Annotated in this window: 16 protein-coding genes, 1 pseudogene and 1 riboswitch; of the genes and pseudogenes, 16 read left to right on the top strand and 1 reads right to left on the bottom strand. The window is 38.3% G+C overall.

Annotation, left to right across the window (positions count from 1 at the left end):
- Positions 1-91 precede the first annotated feature (91 nt).
- The 11 genes and pseudogenes from EKQ44_RS04860 to EKQ44_RS04810 all read left to right on the top strand — a co-directional run.
- Complete coding sequence (locus EKQ44_RS04860; RefSeq protein WP_237662416.1) at positions 92-1,519, top strand: phospholipase D family protein; 1,428 nt, start codon at positions 92-94, stop codon at positions 1,517-1,519.
- 300 nt (positions 1,520-1,819) lie between these two features.
- Positions 1,820-2,449 carry a cell wall hydrolase gene (locus EKQ44_RS04855; RefSeq protein WP_237662415.1) on the top strand — a complete coding sequence of 210 codons (630 nt, stop codon included), beginning with the start codon at positions 1,820-1,822 and terminating at the stop codon, positions 2,447-2,449.
- A 266-nt stretch (positions 2,450-2,715) separates the two neighbouring features.
- Positions 2,716-3,390 (top strand): hypothetical protein, encoded by a 675-nt coding sequence (locus tag EKQ44_RS04850; protein WP_237662414.1) that lies wholly within the window; start codon positions 2,716-2,718, stop codon positions 3,388-3,390.
- Between the two features lie 89 nt (positions 3,391-3,479).
- Positions 3,480-3,944: a DUF3888 domain-containing protein gene (locus EKQ44_RS04845; protein WP_237662413.1), complete on the top strand. Its 465-nt coding sequence runs from the start codon at positions 3,480-3,482 to the stop codon at positions 3,942-3,944.
- 268 nt (positions 3,945-4,212) lie between these two features.
- Entirely contained in the window at positions 4,213-4,788 is a 576-nt protein-coding gene (locus tag EKQ44_RS04840) for a hypothetical protein (protein WP_237662412.1), read from the top strand.
- Between the two features lie 100 nt (positions 4,789-4,888).
- Positions 4,889-5,755, top strand: coding sequence for a protein kinase family protein (locus EKQ44_RS04835; protein ID WP_237662411.1), 867 nt, complete (start codon positions 4,889-4,891; stop codon positions 5,753-5,755).
- Between the two features lie 219 nt (positions 5,756-5,974).
- Entirely contained in the window at positions 5,975-6,505 is a 531-nt protein-coding gene (locus EKQ44_RS04830) for a hypothetical protein (protein WP_237662410.1), read from the top strand.
- A gap of 473 nt (positions 6,506-6,978) precedes the next feature.
- Positions 6,979-7,422 (top strand): hypothetical protein, encoded by a 444-nt coding sequence (locus EKQ44_RS04825; RefSeq protein WP_237662409.1) that lies wholly within the window; start codon positions 6,979-6,981, stop codon positions 7,420-7,422.
- A gap of 70 nt (positions 7,423-7,492) precedes the next feature.
- Complete coding sequence (locus EKQ44_RS04820) at positions 7,493-7,750, top strand: CPCC family cysteine-rich protein (RefSeq protein WP_237662408.1); 258 nt, start codon at positions 7,493-7,495, stop codon at positions 7,748-7,750.
- A 216-nt stretch (positions 7,751-7,966) separates the two neighbouring features.
- Entirely contained in the window at positions 7,967-8,440 is a 474-nt protein-coding gene (locus EKQ44_RS04815) for an SRPBCC family protein (protein WP_237662407.1), read from the top strand.
- A gap of 116 nt (positions 8,441-8,556) precedes the next feature.
- Positions 8,557-8,748: pseudogene (locus tag EKQ44_RS04810) on the top strand (hypothetical protein); the annotation flags it as partial.
- 149 nt (positions 8,749-8,897) lie between these two features.
- On the opposite strand, the gene EKQ44_RS04805 reads toward EKQ44_RS04810, so the two are convergent.
- Positions 8,898-10,058: an FAD-dependent monooxygenase gene (locus EKQ44_RS04805; protein ID WP_237662406.1), complete on the bottom strand. Its 1,161-nt coding sequence runs from the start codon at positions 10,056-10,058 to the stop codon at positions 8,898-8,900.
- Positions 10,059-11,063: 1,005 nt separating this feature from the next.
- Between EKQ44_RS04805 and EKQ44_RS04800 the strand changes: the two genes are divergently transcribed.
- From EKQ44_RS04800 to cobT, 5 genes are all read left to right on the top strand, one after another.
- A complete protein-coding gene (locus EKQ44_RS04800; protein WP_237662405.1) occupies positions 11,064-11,369 on the top strand; it encodes a hypothetical protein in 306 nt (101 codons plus the stop codon).
- 92 nt (positions 11,370-11,461) lie between these two features.
- Positions 11,462-11,649: riboswitch (cobalamin riboswitch) on the top strand.
- Between the two features lie 180 nt (positions 11,650-11,829).
- Positions 11,830-12,378, top strand: a complete 549-nt coding sequence (locus EKQ44_RS04795; RefSeq protein ID WP_237662404.1) for a cob(I)yrinic acid a,c-diamide adenosyltransferase — start codon at positions 11,830-11,832, stop codon at positions 12,376-12,378.
- Between the two features lie 19 nt (positions 12,379-12,397).
- Positions 12,398-13,780: a cobyrinate a,c-diamide synthase gene (locus tag EKQ44_RS04790; RefSeq protein ID WP_237662403.1), complete on the top strand. Its 1,383-nt coding sequence runs from the start codon at positions 12,398-12,400 to the stop codon at positions 13,778-13,780.
- Positions 13,773-15,314, top strand: coding sequence for a cobyric acid synthase (locus tag EKQ44_RS04785; RefSeq protein WP_237662402.1), 1,542 nt, complete (start codon positions 13,773-13,775; stop codon positions 15,312-15,314). Before EKQ44_RS04790 ends, EKQ44_RS04785 begins: the two co-directional genes overlap by 8 nt.
- Entirely contained in the window at positions 15,298-16,338 is a 1,041-nt protein-coding gene (cobT, locus tag EKQ44_RS04780) for a nicotinate-nucleotide--dimethylbenzimidazole phosphoribosyltransferase (RefSeq protein ID WP_237662401.1), read from the top strand. Before EKQ44_RS04785 ends, cobT begins: the two co-directional genes overlap by 17 nt.
- Positions 16,339-16,352: the final 14 nt, after the last annotated feature.

Raw genomic sequence — 16,352 nt, 5'->3', positions numbered from 1 at the left:
TTAAGAGGAAAAAAGATAGGTGAAAAAGCTTGTAGAGCAGGCAAGCTTTTTTATTATGCATCTGTTTTTATGATATATAGGGGGAAATTTAATGAAGAAATGGATAATGAAAAATAGAGGATTAACCATTTTATTAGTGCTTTTTTTGATTGTTGCTCTTACAAGCATCTATCACAGTTATAAGCCGTTGCCTGAAGGTGTTTCCTATGAAGGAGATATCCACTATGTGACGGACGTGGATTTCCTCTACGATTTAACATATGGAGAGAAAGATGATTTTCAAGTAGAACATGAAATTTTTGATCGAATCTACAAAGTGATCGAAGAGGCAGAGGAATTCATTGTGTTGGATATGTTTCTTTTCAATGGATATAACGATGGAGAGATGGACTATCCTCCATTGAGTGACACATTAATGAAAACCCTGCTTTCAAAAAAAGAGGAGAATCCTGAGGTGGAAATTGTATTCATAACGGATGAAATCAACACCACGTATGGGTCGCATGAAGCGGAGGAACTTAAAAAGTTAGAAGAGAATGGAGTAAAAGTCATTGAAACGAACGTAAAAGTCTTAAGGGACTCCAACCCCTTGTATTCAGGACTTTGGAGAGTGTTCTTCCAATGGTTTGGACAAGGTGGTTCTGGATGGATACAAAATCCGATGGCCAAAAGTGCCCCTGATACGACGGTCCGTTCCTATCTTAAACTGATGAATATAAAGGCAAACCATCGTAAGGTGATCGCCACCGATAAAAGTGCCATCATCTCTTCTGCCAATCCGCATGATGCAAGTGGACTTCATTCAAACACCGCTTTTGAGGTGAAGGGCCCAATCATAGGGGACATATTAAAAACAGAACAAGCTGTCCTTGATTTTTCGGGTGGTGGGAAGTTGCCTGTATATAAAGGTAAAGAAGAGGAAGGCGAAATTGCGGTCCAACTTCTGACCGAACGGAAGATTCTAGATCATACCCTTGAAGAAATTAAAAATTCTAAAGATAAAGAAGAGATATGGGTCGGTATGTTCTATTTAGCCGAGAGAAAGATCATCGAGGAGCTGATTGCTGCAGCGCACCGTGGAGTGACAATAAACTTGATCCTTGATCCAAATGAACATGCATTTGGGCAGCAGAAGATAGGACTCCCTAACAGGCCTGTGGGTGCAGAACTTGTAGAGGAAGGACAAGGAAATATTGAGTTAAGATGGTACAACACACAAGGGGAACAATACCATCCTAAAATGATATATTTTAAAAGAGAAGCGGAATCAACGATCATCGGAGGTTCAGCAAATTTCACAAGAAGAAATCTTTATGACCTCAATTTGGAAACCGATATTAAAATAACAGCCTCAAATGATGAGCAGGTGATGAAGGATATGAACGAATACTATTTAAGACTTTGGAGTAATGAGGATGAAATGTACACACTGCCCTTTGAATCGTATAAGGATGAGATGACGATAGTTAATAAAGCAATGTATCGTATACAAAAGGTATTAAGGTTTACAACCTATTAAACTTTATCAATTAGATTCGCGCTATACCACGGTTGATATATGCAAGGACTTTCCTTCAACTAGGCACTTCGAAGCTTGACTCTGCCTAGCTGAGGAAGCTCTTATCGACATTTATGACTTCCACTTTTAAAACACCAGCTAAAGAAAAACAGTGCAAGGTGAGGGAGCAGGCCATGTTGGTTAAGAATTTAATCAATCTAGTTCTTTCTCTCTGTTTATACAGGAGTATTTCCTCAAAAAATGGAAATAAAGTTTTATATTTCTTTTGCTGGTGTATATGTACAAAAAGGAGGTTGTTATATGTCGAATAAAATGAAATTATTAAGCTTTGTGTTTGCTTCCATTCTGGCAGTGTCGTTTTTTCCGAAAGAATCATTTGCAAATTGGAATTCGCTGCAAGTAGGAGATCAGGGACAGCAGGTGACCGCTCTGCAAGAAAAACTGGTATTGTTGGGTTATCTAGAAGTTGCCCCTACAGGATATTATGGACCTTTAACAGAGGAAGGTGTCCGGCTTTTGCAACGGGATTTTGGACTTTCCGTCAATGGAGTGGCTAATCCGGAAACATTGTATAGACTAATTGAGATTGAAAAGATGGCTAAGATCGTTTACGGGGAAGCCCGGGGAGAAACTTATAAAGGTCAAGTAGCTGTAGCCGCTGTAATAAAGAACCGATTGCATTCCTCTGAATTTCCTTCGACGATAGAAGGTGTCATTTACCAAAGAAATGCCTTTACAGCTGTACAGGATGGTCAATACTATTTAACACCTACATATATAGCATATCACGCTGTTAAGGATGCTTGGAAAGGCTGGGATCCAAGCTATGGATCTACATATTATTATAATCCTCAAACCGCTACATCTGAGTGGATTTTTGTAAATACTACACCAAACTTAAGAATCGGCAGACATTTATTTGCTTACTGATAAGGAATGCGAAATGGAAAGTACACTCCTGTTGACAGGGGTGTACTTTTTGATTTTGTAATTCTGGTTTGAGACGATCAGCCTAATACAATTAGCAATAGGATTTTTCTTATTCCATTAAAGGGCCAGATAATTGAATAACACTTGGATAGTTAATTTGATATTTAGCTAAAAAAATAAAAATTGTGAAAAGAGTGTACTTAACAGGTCAGATTAGCATAATAAGAAATTCTCTTAGGGAACACTAAAAATGAGGTGTTCAACTAATGAAAAAATACATTATTTTTATATTGGCATTTGTTCTTATGAGTGCCCCTAATAAAGCAGCTTCTACGATTGAGGGATATCATGTTGTTTCTGAGTTAAGCAAAGATAACATAACCTTGTATGCTAAAAAAATGAACGGCTTATATCAAGACTTCAAAATTAATTTCAAGGGGGAAGTTTACTCAAGACCTTTTTGGAGGAACGTTACTAACCCTACATACGCCCCGGAAATGTATTACGAAGACATCAACAAAGATGAAAAGAAAGAGTTAATTATAATCTTGACGAAAGGTTATGGTACTGGTGTGGTACAGGAAGAAGTTTACGTATATAGAAATACAAATGGATTGATTGATGTTCTTGTTGATAATCCTTTGGCAATTATATATAAAAACGTAAAAACAAAGCTGTCGACTGAAAGAGCCGAAATTAGTGTGGGAGAAAAGGTATTTACAGTTGATATAGCCCCTTTAGAAATACCACCGACAAACTTATTTGATAATGTAGCGTTTGGCAGTATTACTAAATACGAAGTAAAAGACAATAAACTTATTGTGAGGGTTGATTGTCGAGTTTCTCCAGCTGGTTATATTGGTGAAATTGTTATTGTTTATGAATATCTAGATAACATGTTTCAAGCCAATTCAATTGAATTTCAACCAGCAAATTTATGATTTGTTCAACTAACGGGCGCGAGTCTGAAACAAAAAAGCATCAGAATAATTCATCTTATAGTTGGAAAATAAAACTTGAGGTGAATTATATGAAGAAAATCTTGTTGGTTTTTGCTTTTTTAATTCTCTTTTGTTCTATACCGACTAATATTGGTCAGGCTACAGTACATCCAAGTGGTAAAATTAAGAAAGAAATATATGCTTCTTCAGACGAACTATTGGTAGATGTGCTGAATCCCTATATTACAAAGGTAGTTCGTGAAGAATGTGGAAAGGATGTAAGTTGGACTTTTGAGAGATTCCAAAATCTAAATTTGATTGTTGACCATACTGGTTCAAAATCGAAAAGATGGTATGAAGTAAGCATTATGATCAATACTACAAATCCTGAAAATGAAGAAAACGTCTGGGGAATTGATGTTGTTACATTTAATATAGACCCGAAAACATATTTCGGTTCCTCTGAATTAGAGAGGGAAAATCTCAATGATGTATTTATTGAGTTAATGGAATATGAACACCTTCACGATCACAAATTAGAAAAGAATCTTTAGGAGTGCCAGAGCTGTCGTAATGACAGCTTATTTTTATTTATTAAGTATAAGTGTTCTTAAACAATCGGGCGCGATCCAGGAACAAGGATTAGCGCTCTTTTTATTTTAGCCAAAGAGAATTTCATATTGTAGGAATTATTCGATTATGAAATAATTGGAATTAAGCAAACGGGCAGGATTGCGGAATAACTTTAGATGTAGTTTAAATTAAATACTTAAGGGAGTTTCGAAGGTATGAACATAAAAAAACAATTAGTGGAGTGTCTAAATGGGAAATATTGAAGTCCAAGTTCATGTTACCCCTGAAGCTTGCCGAGAGATGATTAGATATTCGACATATAATAAAATAATTTACTGGTTAGTAATGTTATTACTATCACTTATGCAGGTTTGGTACCATGTCAAAGCGAGATACGATAATTCAATCATTTATAATAATCCAGAAAGATTAATAGCAGCAAATAATGTAGATTTGTTATTCACTTTCATCACAATATCAATACTCTTATTAACATTCCATTACATGTGGAAGTACATTTGTGTAAGAATACTTGGAGCGAAGCTGTACAAAGCATATAGAAACAAAGATATTTTAAATATTTACGCTGAGTTCAATTCGTTTTCATGTAAATTCTTATTAAGACATAGTAACTTGGACTTAAGCGGAAAACCTACAATATACTCCACTAAAAATTATTATCTTTTTTACTATAAGACTAAGAACCTCAGAGAAGTTTCATTCTTCTTACCAAAGCATGGGGATGATGAATTCAAGAACAAAGTCGAGAAAATAATTAAATCATGCAAAGCTAATCTAAAAACACCTATTAAAAATAAAACTTAGCTTGTACTTAAAAAAATATTAAATTAATGTCTTCAACAATCTAGGAGCGATAGCTGAATTATAATTGTTGTAGTTTAAATTAATCTATTGGAGCTGCTTTATGGAAAAACCCGATAAAATAATAGATGTTTTAGAAAGTGAAGGAATGTTAAGAAATGCTGAAATAGTGTTAAAACGCATGAATAGTGGTACTACAAGAGGAGTCATATATACTCTTTTACTAGAGAATAACCCTACCTATGTTATCAAAATAGATGATCCGAAAATCATAAGTTCAACTAAAGATTTCCTGCTGTCATACAATGAAATAAGTGTAATACCTGATGTGATTTATGCGGATGAAAATGATAATTACATAGTTTACACATATATCCCTGGAGAAACTCACTACAACCGTGGTTCTAAATTAGATTGGATGACCATTTTAATCCGAGAATTATTTACTAAATATAAAAAGATAAATAATGATACATCATGGGGAAGGGTTAATGGAATACATAGAAGTACCTGGTCAGATTTTAACAACATTAGTTTTAAGCTTGCTCATGAAAGCATAGGAAACCATCTACCTAATGGAGACCATAGAAGAGTTAAAGAATTAGTGGAGAAACTTAGAGATTATCATAATAAAGAAGAAAAATATTATCTTCACGGAGATACAGGGATCCACAATTTCGTCTATCATTCAAATAAATTAGTTGGGGTTATAGATCCTTCACCTTTAATTGGTCCAAGGATTTATGATTTTACGTATGCATTCTGCTCATCTCCAGATAGCCTGAATATAGAAACGCTGCTGCCATTATTTGCGCTATGGAAAGTTAATACACCCTTCACAGAAGAACGGCTTATAGATGAAGTGATTTTTCAACTGTATACCCGTATTGGTGTATGTATTAAAGTACACCCTCAGGACTTAAGTAGCTATATGAAAGCTTGGACTGAATGGAGAGAGTATCTTAGTTGACCAAATTAATTAGTACATAAATAGGAGGGCCATTATTCACAATCGGGCGCGATTACAGCATAGCTTGATTGCCTTTTCTTATTGAGGAATGGGACAGGATTGTTTAATATGAACTAAAACCATGTAAAATGGGGGTGGAAGTGATGAAGATTGATATTGCGATTGCTACTAATAATCATTTATTTCCATTTGCATTTGATGGAAAAGTACCTTTCCTTTATGATGTTTGTTTCTCTTTGGCAAAGGAAAGACGCTTCAGATGTTGAAGAGTTTGTTTCTAATTGGGTTAATAATATAAATGATTTTCCTGTATTCGCCTTTTTTGAGTGCTTTGACTTTCAACAAGAAGAAATTGATAATGAGTGTTTAACACACTGTATTGAATATACGAAGTCCAAATGGGAAGAAGGCAGCGGTTATTACAACAAAATCAAAATTAACAATATTGTTCAGTTTAAAGTAATCTTCCCCTATTTATATGGAAATGGAAGTATGAACAATTTTGCTTGTCTCTCACTTGGGAAAGACGTTTTTAGTATCGGTTACAGGTACCTTAAAACAGTTTGGGGAGAAAACAAAAAAATGGAAACTCCTATTGTTACAGTAAATGAATTTTCGACTGTGCTTTGGGTTGATTATGACGGTGATGGTCTAGTTTTTATTTCAAATAATAATAGATACTCTCATTTAGATTTAGTAATTAAAACCCTTCCCAGCACAACTGATTATTCAATTGTTGAATATGATTGATTTTTCCTTTTTCAACAATCGGGCGCGATTGCTGCATAGTGAATCGCTCCTTTCTTAAGAATTGGGAATTCTAGTTGAATAAGAAATAATTAGTAAAACAATACTTTAGAAGAAGGAAAACAGGCTTATAAAAAGGCTTAATATATGGAGTTGGAATGGTGTGAACCTTTTTAAGTTTTTTGTTTATCAAGTCATTTTTTCTATGGTTGGTATAGCAAATAATTATTATTTTAGAGACTTTATTTATGAACATTTCCATATCAATAATAAATTTATTGTTTCACTGATTAAGACACCTATAGATTTAATAATCCTTTTTTTCACCTTTGGATTATATTTTTTATTTAAAATAAAGTTGAGATATAAGATTTTAATTCACATAGGTGCTTTCATTGTTGGGTTTGTAATTTTAGGGTTATTACTGAATCAAATAGTTTTTTATAAATGAAATTTACCAACTAAGGAGGGTAAGTATGGAATGCTCTTGGGAAGGGTTTTTAGATATAATTGGTTTAAATCAAGATATAAGACAAAAAGCTGAGTTGAAGACATTAATTGAATTCCCATTAGCAGAACCTAAAACAGACTTGTTAATAAGCTTATTCGAATACATAAAATGTATTTTCGGATCCGGAAAATGCACGATTCTTTGGTGGTATGAACCAAACAGTATTAATGGTAAAAGTATAAGTAATCCATATACTGAAGTCATTAGCAAAGATGATCTGAAATTTTTACAGGATAAATGGCATAGAATTGCTGGTGATTATATTTTGTTTTTGCCTGAAGAATTCAATCCAAATGTAGATACTAATGATGAAGAAGATTTTATTGGAGTTTGCTTAACTAAATATTCTCAATTGCTACTAAAAACTCCTGATGCAAATGAAGTATTGTATTTACGCATAAATGAATGAATTATTCTATTAAGATATAAATGATAGCGATTGTTCAAATTTGAAGAGTTAATATAGGCAAGGTGAACAGATGAGAAGAAACAAATTTTTTTGTCCATGCTGTGGTTATAAAACATTAAAAACTAAGCCACCTGGAACTTTTGAAATTTGTGAAATTTGTTTTTGGGAAGATGACGATTTACAATTTAATAATCTTGACTATGCCGGCGGCGCAAATGAATCTTCTTTACGGCAATATCAAAAAGGTTTCTTAGAAGGACGTTTCATTAATCGAGAACCTAGTGAAAATCATGAGCGTAAAAAGAACTGGAAACCATTTAGAAACTAAAATCTTCATCCTACTAAATAAAACTTCGACTTTCCGCAATCGGGCTATATCAAGGTACAAGAATCAGCACTCATTATATTTTTTTTTGGCGGAAGATCACGAAACTGAGTTTCATTTTTTTTTAGTTATATAAATGTTTGGTACGATAAGTATAGTTAGTGTTTGACTGATCCTATAGAATAGCAAGACTACAAGAGTATAGATAAGGGTGATGATATGTTAAATGAATTTGGTACATTACATGAGTCCAACGGTCGTTATGCTTTAAAATTTGAACGGTTTTTTCCTCATCCTCAAGAACAGGTTTTCTGTGTGATTACAAACCCTAGTTCCTTTTCCCAGTGGTATCCATTTGCAACAGGAGAGATGGATCTCAAACTTGGTGGTAAGATTGCCTTTAATGACGGTGAAGGAACGACATATGAGGCTACCGTTACAGAGTTAGAAAAACCATATTTATTTGGTTTTCGTGAAGTTGATGATCTGATAAACATCTCATTACATGAAGAGGAAAAGGGTTGTCGAATGATCTTTACCCATACTTTTATCGATGGTGCATGGGCAGTTAATACAGCGGCAGGATGGCATAGATGTCTTGATGTACTTTATCAGATAGTTAATGGACATCAAATTGAATGGGAGGATAATTCAGCTGAATTAAGGGATTATTATCGGGAAATATTTAATTAAATGATAATTTAGAGAAAGTTACGGTAAGGTATTTATCCAAAGGTTCTTACCCCATATGAGGGGGCAATCCAGGAAAAAAGTTTAACGCTGAATTTTTTATATATTGGCTGTCGATACTCAAAATGCCATTAACAACCGATCGAGGAGATCAAAAGAGTTACATCTATGCAAACTTTAATTCAACATACGCTCAAATGGCTATAACGGTACTGAGGACGTACTATAACTTTTGTTTGCCTTATAAGGCGGGAAAAGAAAATAAGACTCCAGCTCAACGATTAGGTATCGGTGATAAAGTTCTGAACTGAAAGATATCTTATATAAGGTGATTGATGCATATCTAAAAATACCTAAAAGGGAGCTTGGATTTCCAAGCCCCTTTGTTTCATTATTTATTTATTTATTCAACGCAAACCCGTTATTTAAGTAATTACTTTAACATAAGTGTGTATTCTTTTCATACCTCATGTCCAATCACCCATTCCAAACGCTTTATTTGAACGGAGTCTGGCATTGAACGAAGCATTAGGTTCCGGAAATCGATCGCTAACGGATTTTCAAGCTGCATTAATCTCGCCATTGCTCTTGAGCCACGTACCACTTGTGTGGTGCGGGGAATCCTAATTTTTTCATACATTATAAAAGCTTGCTGCACGTTGTTAGGGTATTTTTCAAGGGAACGGGATAATACTAGTGCATCTTCTAGGGCTTGGGCTCCCCCTTGTCCGAGGTTAGGAAGCATCGGATGAGCAGCATCTCCGATCAACGTAGCCCTGCCTTTACTCCAATATTTTAGAGGACTCCGATCAAAGATTTCATGCAGGAGTATGTCTGATTCATTGGTAGACTCAATGACCGCTTCAATTGGCTCGAATGAACTCTTAAATGTCTCCAAAGCAGCTTTCTTCCGATCCTCGATGGTAATCATCGTTCCTTGCGGGGTATTAATTGCTGAAAACCAAAATATTCGGCCACTGCCCAGATGGGAAAATCCAAACCTTTTACCAGGACCCCAAGCTTCAAAGCCTCCGCCAAGTTCGACTGGAAAGCGGTCATCATCAAAATTGGATATCCCTCGAATAGCAGTGAACCCAGAATAACGGGAAGGTGTTGATCCGATGATAGATTTCCTTACTTCAGAGTGTACGCCGTCAGCTCCAATTAATAGATCTCCTTCTGCTTCCTCTCCATCTTCAAAAATCGCCGTGATTTTGGCTGCATCCTGTTCTATACGAATTAACTTTTTTCCGAAAATAACGGTTTCTTGTTTTAATTTTTCATATAAAATGCTTTGCAGATCAGGGCGATAAATCAGGTAACTATAGGTGCCATAAAGTTTCGCTTGTTTATGAACAGGTACATTAACGAGTAGCTTTCCATCCCATGTTCGTATCTCTGCTTTTTTTACGGGGGAGCCGATCTTGCGCACTTGTTCTGCGACCCCCAATTTCTCCAAGGCTTTGATGGCATTTGCGGATAAAACAATTCCTGCACCCAATTCCTTAAGTTCATTTGCCTTCTCATATACAGAGACGTTCCATCCCAAATGCTGTAAGGCTAAAGCAGCAGAAAGTCCAGCTAGCCCGCCACCAATAATCAATGCTGTTTTAGATACCATACTAGTTATCCTTTCTATTCCTCAGTGAAAAGCATCACTTAAATTTAATTTTATAAGTTTGACAATGAAGATAGTTGAAACTGTAAACCAGGCCGACGATATTTAAGACAACGAAAAAGTAGGCTGGAAGAAGGTGAACAAAAATAAGTGTATCCAATATAAAAATGAGTACCGATTCGCGCAGTATATCCAGGTAGTCCGATAGTCCCCTTCGCCTTAGGTCCTGGGGGTCCCATCGTATTTGAATCCACCGGAAATGAATTTCCTGCTTCAACATGCACCTATTTGGGGTGGTACGCCTTCATAGTGCAAGGACATTCTTATCCCAAAGAGTAGGTCCCAACTCTTTCTGGAATTAACATTTGTAACGTTTCCATTCAAAAAAGCTCATTAAGGCAAGAGGTAAAGTCAAGAGGAAGCTAATAATCATTGCTTGAAGGGTATAAATCATCGATTTTTTCACCTTCCTTTATTTTGTTGATATTTATGATTTTGTTCTGTCTTTATTCTACCATTTGCTTTAGCACGAATTCTATTTCAATCTCTAAGTCTTATAGTTAAAAAGTCGCTAACAAACAAAAAGGAAAAGTTCATCCAAAAAGAAAATCCCAAACTTTCCATAACCATCTATAGCACGCGTATTATAAATCTAAGTTATTACTGCTATTCAAGAATCTAGGAGCTTTTCAAAAGTCCTGTGTAGCCTTTACATTAATCATCGATGCTCAGAAAAACGGGCGCGACCCTTTATCAAGGTGCTACGTTCATTTTAATTATGCCCATGATAAAGAATTACATATTGTAGGAATTTTCAGTTTATGAAATAATTGGTATTAGGCAATGGGGCAGTTTATCAGATGAAACTACTTAAACTAAAAAGCTAGTTTGTTCATTAAGAAACCCCAAAAGGAATGGATGTATTAATGTCTAAAAAATGATCATGTGAAAAATTGAGATGACGCTCATTGTTGCATGTCATAAATAAAAAAATATGGAGGAACAGTTATGTGGGTAATATTAGGGGTAATTGCAATAGTGCTAACTTTTATTAATCTATATATGTATGCAGCAGGAAAGGATTATAAGCTGGCTATGGCGATGGGATTATCATTTACAGCATTAACACTTTGTGCAGAATACAGTCTTATTTCAGAGTGGGTAAAAAGGGAAGATTGGTCGGCTTTAATGGATGTAGTACCTGGTATGGAAAGGGCATTATGGTTTTTGACAATTGTTTCTATCTTATTAAATATAGCACCAATACTTTTAGAACGAAAAGGTAAGAAATTTCAAAAGCCGAAAAATTCTTAAAGACATTCAAAGGAAAATAGGCTACAATAAATGCGTTGTTAATTTAAGCTTTTATCGTGTAAATGCAATAATATAAAATTTAATAATTGATTGATACAATACAACATTTAGGTGCCTTTATGAAGAAAGGTTAAAAGGGAAGCTGGTGAGAATCCAGCACGGACCCCGCCACTGTAAGCGTTGAATATTGCCGAGATTATCCACTGTGCAACAGCATGGGAAGGGTCGGTGATGTGCTTGAAACGCAAGTCAGGAGACCTGCCTATTTGTTTTTAAGGATTCTGCGAGGAAAGAATGCTTAAAGTGACATTCATTGATTTTTCTCCAGTTTTCATTTTGAAACGAAACTTCGTGGAAGAGTTTTAAAATAGTAATCTGGATTTGGATGGACCTTTAAACGTCTTTTTGCAACTAGCAGAAAGGCGTTTTTTTGATGGAAAAAAACAGGGAGGCATGTTATATGAGTAGGAAATCGAAACAAAAAGGCTTGACACTGGTGTACACCGGAGATGGAAAAGGCAAAACAACTTCGGCAATTGGTTTGGCGGTTCGCGCGGTAGGCAGAGGGATGAAGGTGAAGATCTTTCAGTTCATCAAATCACCTGAGCGCACATACGGTGAACAGATTTCTCTGAGTAAACTAGGAGTGGAGATGGAGCAACTAGGGATTGGCTTCACTTGGACAAAGACTCCTGATGAGCATCGTGAAGCACTTCGAATAGGTTGGCCAAAAGCAAAAGAAGCTGTCATGAGTGGGGATTACGACATAGTAGTATTGGATGAATTGAATAACGCTTTATCTATTGACGGTTTTCCGATAGATGATGTCCTTCCATTGACAGAGGTCATGGAACTAATCAGGAATAAGCCTGAGCATGTTCATCTTGTCATTACTGGAAGAGGGGCACCTGAACAAGTCCAAGCTGTAGCTGATTTGGTCTCGGTCGTCCATGCGGAAAAGCATTATTACGATAAGGGGATCCCCGCTGTTAAAGGTGTGGAATTTTAAGCAGAAAGTGGTGAAAAAAATGGGGAGCAGAAGAATTCTAATAGCAGGCACTGGCAGTGGTGTAGGAAAGACAACCATTACGATCGGCTTGATGGCAGCGTTGCGAAGGAAGGGTATATGTGTCCAGGGATTTAAATGCGGTCCAGATTTTATCGACACCTCTTACCATACAGCCGTGACAGGCCGAAAGTCGAGGAATTTGGATAGCTGGATGCTTTCGCCTGATTATGTGAGAGAAGTTTTAGTCCGTGCAAGTGAGGGCGCTGATATCTCCATCATAGAAGGGGTGATGGGATTCTATGATGGGAAAGATCCGCTTTCCGATGAGGGAAGCAGTGCAGAAATAAGCATCCTCACCGGCAGTCCTGTGGTGCTTGTGGTGGATTGTTCCGGCATGGCAAGGAGTGCGGCTGCAATGGTCAAAGGGTATCAGGGTCTGTCAGGTCAAGTGAACATAGTTGGGGTGATTGCGAATAAAGTGGGAAGCGAAGGACATTTTCATTTAATTAAGGCTGCGGTCGAAGCGGAATGTAAGATTCCTGTTATTGGTTATATGACAAGGGACTCTGAATTCGAAATGCCTGAGCGACATTTAGGGCTTGTCCCATCCATTGAACGAGGGGAGCTTAATGATTTTTTTTGTGCTTTGGGTGAAAGTGTTGCAACCACGGTGGATGTGGGTCGTTTATATGAACTATCAGAAAAAGCTCTGGAGCTTCCAAAGCAGAATGTATCTTCCCTGTTTACCACATACACCAACAAAAAGGTACGAATAGCGGTCGCTTATGATCCGGCCTTTCATTTTTATTACGAAGAGAACTTGGAACTTCTGCAAAAGAGGGGGGTAGAGTTAATCTTTTTCTCCCCCTTGGAAAATGAGGTGGTCCCACTGGATGTGGACGGGTTGTACCTTGGTGGGGGCTTCCCGGAGGAGTTTGCACCGAAACTTTCTTCTAATGCAAACTCCATGGATAGCGTCTATCACGCAGTAGTCAAAAGGGGAATCCCTACCTTTGCGGAATGTGGAGGCTATATGTATTTATGCAAGGAACTTGTGACAGCCGGAGGAGACAGTTATCCCATGGTAGGGGTCATTCCTGGTATCGTGCAAATGCAAACTAGGCTCGCTGCTCTTGGATACAGGGAAGTCAAAGGAATGAACAGGAATTTTCTTCTAAAAGAGGGGGAGGTTGCAAAGGGACACGAATTCCACTATTCCACCTTTCATCACCAAACAGATCTGCCGGCCGCCTTCGAAACAAAAGGAATGAGAGGAAAAGGGACAGACGGGTATATCAGCAAAAACCTTGTTGCTGGTTATACACATATTCATTTTGGCTCCAATCCAAGGATCGTGGATAATTGGATTCAAAGATGTCAGGAGGCAAAACTTCATGTTTAGAGGGACGCCATTGATGATCCAAGGAACCCATTCTGATGCGGGAAAAAGCGCAGTGGTAACGGCATTATGCAGGATATTTGCAAGAGATGGTCATAAAACCGCACCGTTTAAATCGCAAAACATGGCGCTTAACTCCTATATTACCAAGGATGGGAAGGAAATTGGCAGGGCGCAAGGCGTCCAGGCGGAAGCAGCTGGTGTGGTGGCCAGCACCGACATGAATCCCATTTTGATCAAGCCTACCGGTGACTACCAATCACAAATTGTGGTGCATGGGAAGCCTTTCCAAAATATGAAGGCAGGTACTTATCGGCAAGAATTCTACGAGAAAGGTCTACAAGTAATAGAAAAGAGCTATCTTCGCCTTCAAAGGGAACACGAGATCATCGTAATAGAAGGGGCAGGGAGCCCTGCCGAGGTGAATCTTAATGATCGGGAGCTGGTGAACATGCGTATTGCCAGGTTGACCCATGCACCTGTCATTCTTGTCGGTGATATCGAAAAGGGTGGAGTATTTGCTAGCCTTGTCGGTACATTGCAACTTTTAGAAGAGGAGGACCGCAAAAGGGTCATCGGCGTGGTCATCAATAAATTCAGGGGGGATGTGTCCCTGCTAGAGCCTGGGCTGGAATGGTTTGAGGCATATACCGGTGTTCCAGTTTTAGGTGTGATCCCTTATGTTTCTGGTTTACATATTGAAGCCGAGGACTCTGTCGTCCTTGATAGCTATTCCAAAGATAAAGATGAAACGAAAGACTTGGATATCGCGGTGATTCGCTTCCCATACATCTCAAACTTCACTGATTTGGACCCACTCTTTTCTGAGGAGGATTGCCATGTGAGGTATGTACAAAAGTCGGAAGAACTCGGAAGACCGGACATGGTCATCCTCCCTGGCAGTAAAAATACGTTAGGTGATCTGCAATTTTTACATGAAAGTGGACTTGGGAACAGGATACATACGCTGGCTGAACAAAGGACACAAATATTCGGGGTTTGCGGGGGGTATCAAATGCTTGGTGATGAGGTTGTGGATGAATACGAGGTGGAATCTTCGCTAAAAAGTGTTTCAGGACTTGGTCTCATCCCCATGAGAACACGTTTGGAAAAGGAGAAGAAAACCGTTCTTTCCGAGGGGATACTAGACTATGAGGGGAAACATTTTTCTATTAAAGGATATGAAATCCACATGGGGGTGACTATATTCCATGAAAGAGAAAATGGAAAGCCCTTTGCAGTGTTGGCAGACCGGACAGATGGGGTGCAAATGGACAATATTATAGGTACATACTTCCACGGGATCTTCCATAATGACAGTTTCAGAGAGGAGCTGTTGAACACACTGAGACGGAAGAAAGGGCTGTCTCCCATTATAAACAGGCTCTCTTTTGAAAGAAAAAGAGAAGAGTCGTTTGATAGATTGGCAGATGTTGTGAGTATGAATCTTTCCATGGAAAAGATTAAGGAAAAGATGCTTGAATTTCAGGCGTTAAGCAAAAAGGAGGCAAGGGAAGCGCATGGGAAAAATGTATAACATCAAGCCTATCAACCTATTGCAAGGTGAGAAGATGGAGGGGTATTTAAACTCCTTGACCAAGCCCAAGGGAAGTTTAGGAGAAGTGGAAGAAATCGCCATACAACTTGCGCAGATAACAAATGAAGATTTTCCTGAGGTGACACCCCCAGGAATCATTGTTTTTGCCGCTGATCATGGTATAGCTTCCGAGGGGGTGTCAGCATTTCCTCAGGAAGTGACTGTGCAGATGGTGCACAATTTCCTTGATGGTGGAGCGGCCATAAATGTATTGGGGAAGCAAATCGGGGCAAAAGTTGAAATTGTCGATATAGGAGTTGCGGCAGATTTGGACCGAATAGGCCTTCATAGGAGAAAAATCCGTCATGGGACAGCTAACTTCCTAGAGGGGGACGCCATGACAAGAGAGGAGGCATGGAAGGCGATTGAAGTGGGAAGCGACATGGCAACAAGTGTCATCGAGAACGGGGTAAAATGTCTGATCATCGGGGAAATGGGAATAGGCAACACCACGAGCAGCAGTGCAATTCTATCAGCCTTAAGCGGGTTGGATGTAGAGGATGTCATTGGAACTGGTACGGGGATAACTACCAATCAATTAGAATGGAAACAACAAGTTATCCGTCAGTCCCTTCAGAAGCGAACCCCAGACCCGACCGATCCAATAGATACACTTTCAAAAGTTGGAGGCCTTGAGATCGGAGGAATGGTAGGCGCCATTTTGGCGGCAGCGGAGCGCAAAATCCCTATACTTGTGGATGGCTTCATCAGCACGGTGGCGGCCCTTCTTGCCCAAAGGCTCTACCCTGAAGCCAAGGGATACCTCTTCATCGGACATCGCTCCATGGAGGTTGGGCATGAGCATGCTATCATGCTTCTGGAAAAAAAGCCGATCTTGAATCTCGGTCTTCGGCTTGGGGAAGGGACGGGAGCGGCACTCGCCTTTCCGATCCTCCAGGCAGCAACGAACATTGTAAAAGAAATGGCTACCTTTGAATCAGCCGGAGTTGCAGAAAAAATATAGAAAAACGTAGAGGA

Origin of the sequence: Sutcliffiella horikoshii (assembly GCF_021991925.1) — a bacterium.
Taxonomy (GTDB): Bacteria; Bacillota; Bacilli; order Bacillales; family Bacillaceae_I; genus Sutcliffiella_A; species Sutcliffiella_A horikoshii_F.
Note: the sequence above shows the minus strand (reverse complement) of the source record. Positions and strands in the feature narration are given on the sequence as shown.